The sequence below is a fragment of the Ectothiorhodospira haloalkaliphila ATCC 51935 genome (assembly GCF_000633935.1).
Taxonomy (GTDB): domain Bacteria; phylum Pseudomonadota; class Gammaproteobacteria; order Ectothiorhodospirales; family Ectothiorhodospiraceae; genus Ectothiorhodospira; species Ectothiorhodospira haloalkaliphila.
This window is the reverse complement of sequence record NZ_KK214998.1, coordinates 12,356-25,735: the sequence shown is the minus strand read 5'-3', so window position 1 is coordinate 25,735 and position 13,380 is coordinate 12,356. Positions and strand designations below refer to the sequence as shown.

The 13,380-nt window shown below is 62.3% G+C and carries 10 protein-coding genes; 4 read left to right on the top strand and 6 right to left on the bottom strand.

Going from position 1 to position 13,380, the window contains the following annotated elements; all coding sequences use genetic code 11:
* Positions 1–55: 55 nt before the first annotated feature.
* On the top strand, positions 56–1,042 hold the full coding sequence (gene dusB, locus ECTHA_RS0107860; RefSeq protein WP_025281488.1) for a tRNA dihydrouridine synthase DusB: 987 nt from the start codon (positions 56–58) through the stop codon (positions 1,040–1,042).
* Positions 1,039–1,299: a DNA-binding transcriptional regulator Fis gene (fis, locus tag ECTHA_RS0107855; protein WP_025281489.1), complete on the top strand. Its 261-nt coding sequence runs from the start codon at positions 1,039–1,041 to the stop codon at positions 1,297–1,299. The genes dusB and fis overlap by 4 nt, the downstream gene beginning before the upstream one ends.
* A gap of 5 nt (positions 1,300–1,304) precedes the next feature.
* On the opposite strand, the gene ECTHA_RS0107850 is transcribed toward fis, so the two are convergent.
* The 6 genes from ECTHA_RS0107850 to rfbB all read right to left on the bottom strand — a co-directional run bounded on the left by ECTHA_RS0107850 (position 1,305) and on the right by rfbB (position 8,075).
* A complete protein-coding gene (locus ECTHA_RS0107850; RefSeq protein ID WP_026623637.1) occupies positions 1,305–1,778 on the bottom strand; it encodes an RES family NAD+ phosphorylase in 474 nt (157 codons plus the stop codon).
* The gene (gene parS, locus ECTHA_RS17620) at positions 1,775–2,179 is read right to left on the bottom strand and encodes a type II RES/Xre toxin-antitoxin system antitoxin (RefSeq protein ID WP_025281491.1); all 405 of its coding nucleotides are present in this window, start codon (positions 2,177–2,179) and stop codon (positions 1,775–1,777) included. Before parS ends, ECTHA_RS0107850 begins: the two co-directional genes overlap by 4 nt.
* Before the next feature lie 245 nt (positions 2,180–2,424).
* The gene (gene prsT / locus ECTHA_RS0107835) at positions 2,425–5,223 is read right to left on the bottom strand and encodes an XrtA/PEP-CTERM system TPR-repeat protein PrsT (RefSeq protein WP_025281493.1); all 2,799 of its coding nucleotides are present in this window, start codon (positions 5,221–5,223) and stop codon (positions 2,425–2,427) included.
* Between the two features lie 283 nt (positions 5,224–5,506).
* Complete coding sequence (gene rfbC, locus ECTHA_RS0107830; protein WP_025281494.1) at positions 5,507–6,052, bottom strand: dTDP-4-dehydrorhamnose 3,5-epimerase; 546 nt, start codon at positions 6,050–6,052, stop codon at positions 5,507–5,509.
* Positions 6,052–6,966, bottom strand: coding sequence for a glucose-1-phosphate thymidylyltransferase RfbA (rfbA, locus tag ECTHA_RS0107825; RefSeq protein ID WP_025281495.1), 915 nt, complete (start codon positions 6,964–6,966; stop codon positions 6,052–6,054). Before rfbA ends, rfbC begins: the two co-directional genes overlap by 1 nt.
* Positions 6,967–7,022: 56 nt before the next feature.
* On the bottom strand, positions 7,023–8,075 hold the full coding sequence (gene rfbB, locus ECTHA_RS0107820) for a dTDP-glucose 4,6-dehydratase (protein ID WP_025281496.1): 1,053 nt from the start codon (positions 8,073–8,075) through the stop codon (positions 7,023–7,025).
* A gap of 212 nt (positions 8,076–8,287) precedes the next feature.
* Between rfbB and ECTHA_RS0107815 the strand changes: the two genes are divergently transcribed.
* Together ECTHA_RS0107815 and ECTHA_RS17615 are read left to right on the top strand one after the other, a co-directional pair.
* Complete coding sequence (locus ECTHA_RS0107815; RefSeq protein WP_128571892.1) at positions 8,288–9,334, top strand: efflux RND transporter periplasmic adaptor subunit; 1,047 nt, start codon at positions 8,288–8,290, stop codon at positions 9,332–9,334.
* Between the two features lie 12 nt (positions 9,335–9,346).
* Entirely contained in the window at positions 9,347–12,877 is a 3,531-nt protein-coding gene (locus ECTHA_RS17615) for an efflux RND transporter permease subunit (protein ID WP_025281498.1), read from the top strand.
* Positions 12,878–13,380: the final 503 nt, after the last annotated feature.

The window sequence follows — 13,380 nt, the reverse complement described above, 5'->3', positions numbered from 1 at the left end:
TGGGTATCATGGGCGGTCCGTCGCACGCCCGTGCTTCCCAAGGCCCCCTGGACTCATGCAGATCGGACCCCACACCCTGGACACCCCGCTGATCCTGGCCCCCATGGCCGGCATCACCGACCGACCGTTCCGTCAACTCTGTCGACGCCTGGGCGCTGGCCTGGCCGTCTCCGAGATGGTGCATTCGGATACCCGGCTGTGGACCACCGACAAATCCCGCCTACGGCTGGATCAGCGCGGTGAGCAGGGCCCGCGCAGTGTGCAGATCGCCGGCTACGATCCTCACATGATGGCGCGGGCCACCGAGTGCGCCATCGAGCGCGGCGCTCAGATCATCGACATTAATATGGGCTGTCCTGCAAAGAAGGTGGTCAACCGCGCCGCTGGAGCGGCCCTGCTGGGAGATGAGGACCGGGTGCGGCAAATCCTGGCAGCCGTGGTAGGCGCCTCGTCCGTGCCGGTCACCCTGAAGATCCGTCTGGGCATCGATCGGGCTCATCTCAACGCCCCTGTGATCGCCCGTATCGCCGAGGAAAGCGGCATCCAGGCCCTGGCCGTGCACGGCCGCACCGGTACCTGCCGCTACAGCGATCCGGTGGATTACGCCGGGATTGCCCAGGTAAAGCAGACCGTGCAGATCCCCGTCATCGCCAATGGCAACATCCGCAGCCCTGAAGAAGCACTTCACGCGCGTGAAGTTACCCATGCCGACGCCCTGATGATCGGCCGCGGCGCCCAGGGCCGGCCCTGGATCTTCCGGCGCATCGCCCACACCCTGGCCACCGGGGAGATATTGCCCGAACCGGGGCTGCGGGAGGTTCGGGCGATCATGAACGAACATCTGGATGCCCTGTATGAATTCTATGGGGAATCGGTGGGTGTGCGCGTGGCAAGAAAGCACATCGGCTGGTACCTGGCCGACCGCCCCGGCGCGGCGCAGGCGCGCCCCCACATCCTGCGCGCCCCCACCCGCGCTGCCCAGCGTGAGTTACTGGACGCCTATTTTCAGGCGCTTTGCCAAGGCGAGGACATGGCGGCATGAACCAGCCCAGCGTGGAGAGTACCCAGGAGAGCGAAACCCTGGCCGTGGCCGTGGAGCAGGCCCTCACGGAATACTTCGCCAAGCTCGACGGCCATGAACCGGACAACCTCTACCGGATGGTGATCGAGGAAGTGGAGCGCCCCCTGCTGGAATGCGTACTCCGCCACTGCGACGGCAACCAGAGCCGGGCCGCCCAGTACCTGGGGCTGAATCGGGGGACGTTGAGGAAGAAGTTGCGGCAGTATGAGTTGGGGTGAGCCACTCACTTCTGGAGCCGAGGATCGTAGGAAAAGGTGGAAACGGGGCCCACCTGGAGTTTATCCACATCCGGGTGAGCCGGATTCAACAGAAAATTGTACTCCCCCGGAATTGATGCGCTGGGAACCTGCAGTATGACGCTGACTTGCTCCTCCACCCAACGATCACCCACCTGCCTGACCGGCGATGCCATGGACGGAGTTGCCCAGTTTTCGGGCAAATCATCGATGCGAATATGAGAGACCAGAGCGTCCTCGAAGGAGACCTGCACCTTGTGGTACGCCTCCAGTACCTCATGCCTGTCCAGATGCACCAGTAGTTCCATGGCTGCCTGGGCAAGACTGGTCCCCAAGTACACCATGCTCACACCTCTACTGTTCCAGCGACCGCCGTAAAGATAGGCCCCCTCACCCGACAGCATCTGCTCCGGAGTACGCGCGAAGTCTGGGTGTGCAATGCGCCATCCTGAAAGAATCAACTAAAGACCCCATGTCGAATCCTCCCAATCAGGTCTTCCACTTCACGGGCACCGACCTCCGTGTTGGCCCTCACCATGGGAGATTCATTTCCAAGAATCTCTCTGGGAGCACGCAACCAAGCGACGGCAGCCTGGTCGTCCCCATGCATCATCCCCAGAGCCAGATCCTTGATTCGCGCAAGCCGGATCACTCGGTCGGACTCGTCCACCGTGAGTTGCTCATCCTGCCTGAGACGCCGGCGCAGAGTGGTCAGCGGTATGCGCAGAGCCTGCGCGATCTCCGACTGAGTTGCGCCGTAGGCGATTTCCAGGCGCCTGATGACTGAAGCAGACAAGCCTTCACGCACCAGCGATAACAGGGCGCCATGATCCTCAGGATCAACGCCGATGATGGCATGCACAAGATCCCCATAATCCGCTGGGGCGCGAGACGCGCCTACCGCTCCGGGCACCTGTACCGGGGTGGAAACTGCCCCTTCCCTCAGAACCGGGGCGAGTCCTTCCTTAGGTTGAGCCAAGGACGAACTGACCATATGGATGCCTCCAAGTATTCATATGGCATTATGGCCATGATGCAGTCGCAGAAGCAATCCGGAAACACCAACGCCGGGAGCTAAACTCCCGGCCGGTCATTATCCCTGAGTCATCAGGACTCCAATCGACTCAGCAACTCCTCTGCCTCCTGACGCTCGGAGAACTCCCCGGCCTCGGCCAGCAGTTCGCGCAGGACCGATGCAGCCTCGTCCGCACGACCGTTGCGCTCCAGAGCCACGGCGTAGTGATAGCTGATGGCGGCCTCCTCGGGCGCGGCCTCGCGGGCCTCGCGGATCAACTCCAGAGCCCGGGACCGGTCGCCGTGATCCAGCATGGCCATGCCCAGGGTGTCCTTGATACTCGGGTTGTCCGGCAAGAGTTCATGCGCCCGCTGCGCCAGGTCCAGTGAACGCTCATCTCCCTGGCGCTGATAGATATAGGAGAGGTTGTTGAGCACGATGGGATTCTCGGGGAACTGCTCCACCAGGATCTCGTAGTCCTCCCGGGCCGCCGAGAGGTCGCCGGCACCCAGCACCGTGGTCGCCAGCATCATGCGTGACTGGTGATCCTGAGGGAAATCCTCCAGGTGCGCCCGCATCTGCTGGCGGGCTCCGGCCTCATCGCCGGCACGACGCTTGACCTCAAAGCGCTTGATGGCCACTTCGCTGGACACCTGCGCCTCATAGGAAGATTCATAGGCACGGGCCGCATCAGCATAATCCCCGCGCGCCGCCCGGATATCCCCCTCCATGAGATACCCCACGGCCCGGGTGGCATCCAGATCCTGCATGCGCTTGGCGAGGGTAAGGGCCTGTTCATCGCGGCCTTCCTGGCGCTCCAGTCGGGCCAGGGTCAGCAGCCCCCCAGCGTGATTCTCATCGCGCTCCAGCACCCGCTCCAGGGAGCGACGGGCCTCGCCCAGGCGCTCCGCCTGCCCTTGAGCCACGGCCAGGCGGAAATGCACCTCAGGGGAATCCGGCCGCAATTCGGCCAGACGGCGTAGGGTGCTGATACCCCGGTCCAGACGACCGGCGGAGACCTGCGCCATGGAGAGCACTTCCAGCAGCGCGGCGTTGTCGCCGTGCTGTTCACGAACTCCCTCAAGCACCGACAGGGCCGCCTCCGGCTCGCCCGTCTGCAGACGATAGCGCGCCAGCACGATGCGCGGCTCCAGGGTATCCGGCTCGGCCTCCACGGCCCGCTGCAGGTATTGCCCGGCCTCGGCGGGCTCCCCCTGCTCCACCTCGAACTCCGCCATGAGCATCAGCAGGCGCATGCTCTCAGGGTTGGCCTCAAGGCCCGACTCCAGCACCTCACGGGCCTCGTCCACACCCTCCATGCGCAGTTTCAACATGGCCAGGTTACGGGTGGCCGTCACGTTACCCGGATCCAGCCGACGGGCCTCCTCAAAGGCCGCCACCCCATCCTCGGTGCGGCCCAGGCCGAACAGGGCGATGGCCCTCAGGTTCTGAATGGAGGGCGCGTCGGGATTTTTTTCAGCGAAGTCGTCGGCCTTGCTCAGCGCCTGATCGAACTGTCGCTCTTCGAGCATGCGCACCACACCCGCCAGTTCAAGGCCTTCAGCTTCGGGGGCCATTTCGCTGATGGCCTCCAACTCCCGAAGGCCACCCACCCGATCACCCCCCTGCATGAGGGCTCGGGCCAGATTCATCCGGGCCTGCAAGGAGTCGGGATCCAGATCCACCCGCTGACGCATCAAATCGATACTGGCCTGGGTATCCCCCCGAGAAGCATGCACGCCTGCCATCAACTCCAGCGCCACCCGATCCGCCTCATCCTCCGCCAGCACGCGCTGAAGCAGGGCCTCGGCGTCGTCCACCTGGCCACTTTGCATGCGCACGGCGGCCAGCAGCCGGTTGCCGGCAGAGGACTGTGGGTTGCCGCGCACATAGCGAGACAGATGGGTATCCGCCTGCTGTGTGTTGCCCAGGGCAAAATGACTGGCGCCGGCGAAGAAGCGGGCCGGCAGATAATCCGGATTACGGCGCAGTGTTTCCTCCAGGGATCTCACCGCCGCGCGGTGATCCTGATCGTGGAAGCTGAGCAGTCCGCTGATATAGGAGGTGGCCGGCAGGTCCGGCCCCAGTTCCCGGAGGACCTTCAGATCGTCCCGGGCTTCATCGAAGGATTGCTGCGCCACAAGGGTGAGGGCCCGGTTGAAATGCCCCATGTAGGGGTTGGGCGCCGACTCGATCACCCGGGTATAGGCCTCGGCAGCCTCGTCCAGATTGCCCTCGCTGCGGTGAATGTCACCGGAGAGCGACCAGGCCGGGGCATGCTGCGGATCCTCTGCCAGGGCCTCGGCCAGCAACGCCTTGGCCCGGTCGATATCCCCCTGCACGGCACGCACCTGGGCGAGGGTCGTCAGGGAAGGTGCGTGGGCCGGATCCAGTTCCAGCCCCGCCTCCAGTTCCGCGACGGCGGCATCCGGGTCATTCACCCCCAGATGGGCCCGCGCCAGCAGGAGATGGAACTCCAGCGGATCCTCGAATTCACTGGCCTCGTGGGCCTGCAACTGGCCCCGCACCGTGTCGAACTCTCCCTGCATCAGGCGCGCCCGGGCCATGTAGATGACCGATTCGGGGTCATCCCACCCTAGGGAATGCGCCCGCCGAAACTCCGACAATGCCGCCGACGGCTCGCCCATCTCCAGATGCACCCGACCCAACTCCCAGCGGGCATCCACATGGTCGGGGTTCTCCTGCAACAGGTTGCGATATTCAATGATACTGGCGCGAACCTCGCCGGTGGCCAGGTAATCCCGGGCGCGCTCAAGGCGCTCGTCTTCCGTATAGCTGGTCTGTCCACAGCCGGCCAGCCAGACCGTACCGGAGACCAGCAACCCCGCGATCGCCAGTCTTACGTATTTGGTGAGATGCTTCTGTTCCATGGTGACACCCTCAAGTGTTGCTCAATCGACCGACAGGCCTTCCAGGCCCTCTGAAATGCTCTCGTTGGACTCCTCGACCGAAGGCGTATGCCATAGGGAAACCATCCCGGCCGCGTCCCGCATCCTGTGAGGAGGTTCTCATCCAGTTATGTGAGCATACGCCTCGAAAGGCCTGCGAGGAACACCGTAAAGAAGGCCTCACTGCATGGCTACAGCGCTCCAGATTCCAGATACACAATGACCACGCAACCTGCAACCAAGCCCGACGCACCAATACCCTGGCTCACGAAAACACCTCGGCCTCGCGAAAGAGCGCCCCGGCCCGATCCTTGTCGGACAGATTGACAGCATCCACGGCTGGCCAGTCGACCCCCAGGTCCGGGTCATCGAACCGGATGCACCGCTCCTCCTCGGGGGCGTAAAAGTCAGTGGTCTTGTACAAAAAGTCCGCGCTCTCCGACAGCACCAGAAAACCATGGGCAAAGCCTTCCGGCACCCAGAACTGCCGCTTATTGTCACCCGACAATTCAACACCGAACCACCGGCCAAAGGTGGACGAGGATCGCCGCAGATCCACGGCCACATCGAAGACGACACCATGGGCCACCCTCACCAGCTTGCCCTGCGGACAACCCAGTTGGTAGTGCAACCCGCGCAAGACACCGCGGCGGGACCGGGAATGGTTGTCCTGAACAAACTCCGGCCGGCGGCCCGTGGCCCTCTCGAAAGCCCTCGCGTTATAGCTCTCGAAGAAAAACCCCCGATCATCGCCGAAAACCCGCGGCTCAAATACATACAGATCCGAAATCGGCGTGGGTATGATCTCCATCAGAATACCCTCTCGTGGGCAATGCGATGCAGGTAATCCGCGTAGCTGCTCTTCCCCAACCGGGCGGCCAGGGTCTTCAGTTGATCCAGATCGATATAGCCCCGGCGAAAGGCAATCTCCTCGGGACAGGCCACCTTCAACCCCTGCCGCTTCTCCAGCGTTTCCACAAAGGTGGACGCCTCCAGCAGGGATTCGTGAGTGCCCGTATCCAGCCAGGCCAAGCCGCGACCGAAGAGCTCCACCGACAGGGTACCGGCCTCCATGTAACGACAATTGAGGTCGGTGATCTCCAGTTCCCCCCGCGCCGAGGGTGTCAGCGCCCGGGCATGTGACACCACCTGCTCATCATAAAAATACAGGCCGGTCACCGCATAACGGCTCTTGGGCCTGGCCGGCTTTTCCTCGATGCTGAGCACCTTCCCCGCTGCGTCAAACTCCAGCACCCCATAGCGCTCCGGGTCACGTACCGGATAAGCGAAGACGGTGGCGCCCGTTTCCCGACTCGCGGCACGACGCAACTGTGCACTGAGATCCTGCCCATAGAACACGTTGTCACCCAGAATAAGCGCACACGGCCGCCCGGCCAGAAAGGTTTCTCCGATGAGAAAGGCCTGAGCGATGCCCTCAGGCCTGGGTTGCACCGCATAGGAGATCTCCAGGCCCCATTGGCCGCCATCACCCAGCAATTGCTCGAAGCGGGGCGTGTCCTGCGGCGTGGAAATGATCAGGATTTCCCGAATGCCCGAGAGCATCAGCACACTCAGCGGGTAGTAGATCATGGGTTTGTCGTAAATGGGCAGGAGTTGCTTGGACACAGCCTGAGTGACCGGATACAGACGAGTGCCCGAACCACCAGCCAGTATGATGCCCCGCCGTGCCCCGCCCGTGGTTTCTTCGTGATGTTGCGCCGCCATGCCTTGTCTCCATCATCAATGAATGTGTTCCTGCATACCCGCTTGCCACGCTGGGCCTACTGTCCACCCAGTCTCTCCAGGCGATAGGCCCCCGACAGTACCCGCTCCCACCAGGGTCGGTTTTCCAGATACCAGTCCACCGTGCGGGACAGCCCCGAATCGAAGGTTTCCTGCGGCGTCCAGCCCAGTTCCCGCTGGATCTTGCCGGCGTCAATGGCATAGCGGCGATCATGCCCCGGCCGATCCTGGACAAACTGGATCAACGACCGGTGCGGTCTTGCCGGGGCATCGGGCAGTCGATCATCCAGGAGGTCGCACAGCGCATTGACCACCTCCAGGTTGCTGCGCTCGTTGTGCCCACCGATGTTATAGGTATCTCCCACCCTCCCCTTGAACAGAACCACCATCAGCGCTTCCACATGATCCTCCACGTATAGCCAATCCCGAACATTGGCACCGTCGCCATAGACAGGCAGTGGTTCGCCCGCCAGGGCATTGAGGATCATGTGCGGAATGAGCTTTTCCGGGAATTGGTAAGGGCCATAGTTGTTGGAGCAATTGGAAGTCACTACGGGAAGCCCGTACGTGTGATGCCAGGCCCTCACCAGATGATCGGACGCCGCCTTGCTGGCTGAGTAGGGAGAGTTGGGCTGGTAGGGCGTGTCCTCGGTGAAGAAGCCCTCGGGCCCCAGGCTGCCATAGACCTCGTCGGTGGATACATGATGGAAGCGGAAAGCAGACTGCGCCGGAGCGTTCAGGTCACCCCAGTAGCGGCGGGCCACCTCCAGCAAGACCTGCGTTCCGACCACGTTTGTCTGTACGAAGGCCGCGGGCCCCTCGATGGAGCGGTCCACGTGCGACTCGGCCGCCAGGTGCATCACCCGATCCGGTCGGTGCTTCGAGAAGACCCGCTGGACCTGCTCCACATCGCAGATATCCACGGGCTCGAAGAAATATCGTGGGTCCTTGGCCACCGTTGCCACCGAGTCCGGGTTGCCCGCATAGGTCAGGCAATCCAGATTCACCACGGTATGCGGTGTTTTTTGGATCAAGTGGCGCACCACGGCGGAACCGATGAATCCCGCGCCCCCTGTGATCAGCAGGGTCATGGGTGATGCGGTGTGAGGGCTATCTGTTTTCGACAATATCGGGTCACTCTGTCGTATGTGCTGAGCAGCGGCAAAACGATGCGCCGCTCCACCGAACATAATGCCACTGAACACCCGCAGCAAGGATGCAAGACCAACAACCGTGCGCGAACCGGATGATGGTGTATCATCCGGGGCAATTCCAAAGATCTCGCCAGATCGCGAGGGGCGCCATGCGGACAGTTCAATACGCCGGGTTCAGGCCGCGGATATCAGGCTCTCTGGTGCTGTTGCTGTGCCTGCTGGCCCTACCCCAAGCAGCCCCCGGGGCGGACCCACGACCGGTGACCATCCGAACCCTGGAGGCAGTGGGCTTTTACCCCGTGCGCAGTGCGCCGGCCACCACCATCAGCCTGAACGACACCCGCGTGAGCGCCGAGATCCATGGAGTCGTGCAGGAGATGCCGGTGCGCGTCGGTGATGAGATCGAGTCCGGGGCCTTACTGGCGCGACTGGACTGCGACGAGCATGCCCTGGACCTGCAGCAGGCAAGGGCCATGACGCAGGCAGCGCGGGCCGACGCTGAATTCGCTCAGTTTCAGCTTGAGCGGGCTCAGGAACTGGCTCGCCGTCAAGCAGTATCTGCTGAGGTGCTAAACGAACGGCAGGCTCAGGCCTCACGCACCCGCGCCGAGGTTTTGCGTCTGGAGGCCGCGAGTCGTGCTGCCCAGCGACGCGTCAATCATTGCCAGATCAGGGCCCCGTTCGATGCGGTGGTTATCGAACGACTGGCCAGCACGGGTGAACTGGTTCAGGCAGGCACCCCCATCGCCCGGATTCTCGACGCCCGGGACCTGGAAGTGAGCGGCGACATTCAGCAACGGGACCTACCCGCCCTTGAAGCCGCTGGATCCATCCGTTTTGTGGCAGCGGGTGAGCATTACCCGGTGGAGTTGCGTGCCATCTCTCCCATGGTTGATCAACGACTGCGCAGCGTGGATGTACGCTTCGTGTTCACCGAAGAGGCCGCCCGCCCCGGCCAGGTGGGGCGGATCGAATGGGTGTCGGATCGGCGCCATGCCCCGGCCGATCTGCTGGTGCGTCGGGATGACATGTTGGGCGTATTCGTGGAAGAGGAGGGTCAGGCACGATTCATCTCGACCCCCGGCGTTCGGGAAGGGCAACCGCCGCCCCTGGATCTCCCTGATGAAGCAAGACTCATCTTCGACGGACGCTTCGGCCTGCGCGACGGCGACCCCGTGCGCATCATCGAGCGCTGACCGAGGCCCCTCATGTATCGCCGCTTCCTGGAAAACCACTTTCTTGCCAACGCAATATTTCTCGCCATCCTGATCATTGGCGTCGTCTCGTATTTCCAGTTACCCAGACAGCAGGACCCGACCGTCAACCTCAACTGGGTAAACATTCAGACCATCATGCCCGGAGCCTCCGCCGCGGATGTGGAGCGGCAGGTCACTGATGTTCTGGAGGAAGCGGTAGAGCGTGTCCCCGATATCCGCTTCATTTCCAGTATCAGCCAACGGGACGTGTCGCTCATCATGTTGCGCCTGGAAGACATGAGCGAGCGTGAGGTGGATGAGCGCATCAACGATCTTCATCGTGAAATCCAGAATGTGGAGGGTGATCTGCCCGACGAGGCACGCCGACCCACGATCACCACCGTCAGCAGTGCCAATGCCTACCCCACCACCATGATCGCCGTGGTTGGGCTGGATGATGATGAGAATCTGCGCTTTCAGGCGCAGCGAATCCAGCAGGACCTGGAAAGGCTGTCCGGCACAGATCGGGTTGAACCTGTGGGACTTAGGGACCCTGAACTCCAGGTGCTTTTCGATCCAGATGAACTGGTGGGCCTGGGGCTCACCCCCTCGACCCTGGCACAGACCGTGAGCACCTATTTCCGTGACCTGGCGGCGGGCACTGTGGGCCTGGGAGATCAGGAGTGGCTGGTGCGTCTGCAAGGCACGGAAAATGACCCTGAATATCTGGCCGACATACCCCTGCTCTCGGCACATGGGGAAATCCCCCTGCGCAGCGTTGCCGAGGTGGTACGTGGACGAGAAGACGCCGATGACCTGGCCCGTTACCTGGGCGGCCCCGCCGTCCTGCTGCCGGTCTTCAAGCAGGACGATGCCAATGAACTGGAATTCCTCGACCGGATTCGCGATTACCTGACCGATTACAATGAACGCGCCAGCCCCATCACCGGCGTTCAGATGGTGTTACTGGACGACCAGACCTTGGTCACCCGTCAAGCTATCGGCACCATGCAGCGCAATGCGGCCATCGGCCTGCTACTGGTACTCATCACCACTTGGCTGCTCCTGGGCTCACGCATCGCCTTTGCCACCTGCTTCAGCCTGGTGTTCGTCATTGCCGGCACCTTCCTGTTTCTCGGGCTGATCGGACAGACGCTCAACGTGATCGTTTTGCTCGGCCTGATGATCGTGCTGGGCATGCTGGTGGATGATACAGTGGTGGTGGCCGAGGCGATCCACCGACGACTCCAGGAGGGCATGTCCGCCATGGACGCGGCCATGGACGCACTGCGCGAGGTGGCCGCTCCGGTCACCGCCGCCGTCCTCACCACCATCGCAGCCTTCCTGCCCCTGATGCTCGTACCAGGCGTGCTGGGCGAGTTCATGAAGGTTGCCCCCATCGTGGTCGCTGTGGCTTTGGTGCTCAGCCTGGTGGAAGCCTTCTGGATCCTGCCCAGCCATATCGCCGCCTCCCGCCCCCAAGCGGATCGATTCTCCCGCTCCGGTCGCCTGCGATCCAGACTGGTCCGAAGGGCGCGGGTGCGCTATGGACGAGTGCTGACCAAGGCCCTACGGCGCCCCAAGACGACGTTGAGCCTGTTCACCGGCCTGCTGGTCCTGGCGCTCGCGTTCGTGGCCCTGGGGCTAATCCGGACCGAATTCTTCGCCACAGATTCAGCCCGACTGTTCTTCGTGAATGTGGAAATGCCCGCGGGCACACCGCTGGGGAAAAGCCTGTCCACCACCCTGGCGGTAGAATCAGCCATCGCCGACGAATTCCGGGAGGGCGAACTGCGTTCCAGGGCCAGCTATGCAGGCATTCAGTTCACCAACGCGGAGAGCCTGTTCGGCGCCGCCAAGGGTCAGATCCAGGTGAGCCTACATCCGCAAACCCGGACGGGCCGGGATGTGGACGACATCATTGAAGCCGTCCGCGAAGCCGCAGCGCGGGTGCCAGGCCCGGAGTCCATCTGGATGGAACGCCGCATCGCCGGCGCCCCTCCTATGGGACGCCCGGTCAGTGTGAAGGTAAGAGGCAACGATCTGCAGGACATTCGCGTGGCAGCGGACCGTGTCATGGGCATCCTCCGGGATATTCGCGGCACCTATGATGTGGTGGACGACGCCTATGCCGGCGGCATGGAATTGTCCGTTCGTCTCAACCCGGATGCCATCCTGCGCGCTGGCCTGGATCCGGGCCATGTCATACGGGATCTGCGACTCCTCACGGATGGCGAAGTGGTCGCATCCATGCGGGATCGTGGCGAACGCATTGGTGTGCGCGTGCGCGCCCAGGTGAAGGCGGTGGAAGACATCGAGCGCTTCCTCGATACCCCCATCAGCGTGCCCGACGGGCGCCCGATCCTGTTGGGACAACTGGTGGATCATGAAATCATCCGGGCCGAAGGCAACATCCGCCACTTCAACCTGAGGCGCGCCATCACAGTGGAATCCGAACTGGACGAATCCGTGACAGATGCCGCCAGCGTACATCGCGCCATCCAGCGGGAATGGAATAACCGCTACGCCAGCCTGCATCCCAACATCGACCTGGATTTCACCGGCGATTTTGACGACATCGTTGAGAGCATCGAGGCACTGATGTGGCTTTTCCTGCTGGGCCTGATGCTGGTGTATTTAATCCTGGGCACCCAGTTCCGCAGTTACGCCCAGCCGCTCATTGTGCTCACCGTGGTCCCCATGGCGCTTACCGGTGTGCTGATCGGGCTGTTGATCAGTCAGCAACCGTTGAGCGTATACACGCTTTACGGTGTCGTCGCCCTGGCGGGTATCGCCGTGAACGACGCCATTGTCCTCATCTCCGCCGCCAACGATCGACTGCGTGGCGGCATGCCCCTGATGCATGCGGTGCTCTATGCCGCCCGGCGTCGCTTCATCCCCATCATCATCACCTCGGTGACCACCATCGCGGGCCTGTTCTCGCTAGCGGTGGGACTGGGCGGCCAATCCCTCATGTGGGGGCCACTGGCCAGCGCCATCGTCTGGGGTCTGCTGGTCTCCACCGTGCTGACCCTGTTCGTGATCCCCATCATGTACAGCCTGGTCGTTCGACCCACGGCCCCTCAGGAGGCCACCGCTCTGCCCCTCCCGCAAGCGCTGGGGGACGACGGTGCTTCGCCCTTTAGAGGCCTGCTGCGGATGATCAGCCAGGGCGCCCTGAGTGGTCGTCCCATGCAGAGTGCCGATGAGCAACTGGCCACCATCGTCAACTACCCGGCCCTGCGCAAGCTCTACAACGAAGGCCAGCGCGCCCTCGCGGAGGCGAAATACGAATCGGCCATCCGCCTCTTCGAGACTGGCGCCCGGGAGGCGCCGCAAAGCCCGGTATTCCACCTGTGTAGCGCTCAGGCCCTGGCCCTGTTCATGCAAAACTCCTACGGGGCGGACCTGGGCTATCTGGCAAGGATGCGGCGTTATCTGAGCGCCGCCCGGCGGCTTGCGCCGGATGATCCGCGCCTGCCCTTGCTGGAGCAGATGGCCATCGAGTTGGAAGCGGTGGCGGAAGACCCCACGCAAACGTGACCCAGCGTGTCGTGTACGCCCACTTTAAAGCAGGATCAGGCACTAACCTCATCCGTCTACCACTGTGAGGTCCATTCAGAACGTATGACCCTGCAGATATAGGCAAAACAAGTCGACTCCTCGCCAACGCCGCATGTTACGGCTTTTGTCCAGTAGACTGAGCGCAGACGACGGAGGTGCGTGCATCGCCCCTCACAGCAAATCAGGGGCCAACCGAACCGGCGCTTTGCCGGCAAAGGGGTTGATGACTGAATCACCTATGACACCCTGTCACATCTGTCTGGAAATTTTACACTTGGATTCACTTGAGCTTCGCATGGTGTTCCATGCCTAGCCTGAAGTTTCAGCGCGAACCATTCTCATGTTCTTGGTAAGTCGCTGGTGGTGTTCGAGTTTTCGGTGAGGTAGGTCAATTTTTAGTCGAAAATGTACCCATGTAAATCAATTTTTTGTTTTCATTCCATGGCGTTGGGCTATAATCAGTCCATGTACATCGACATTGT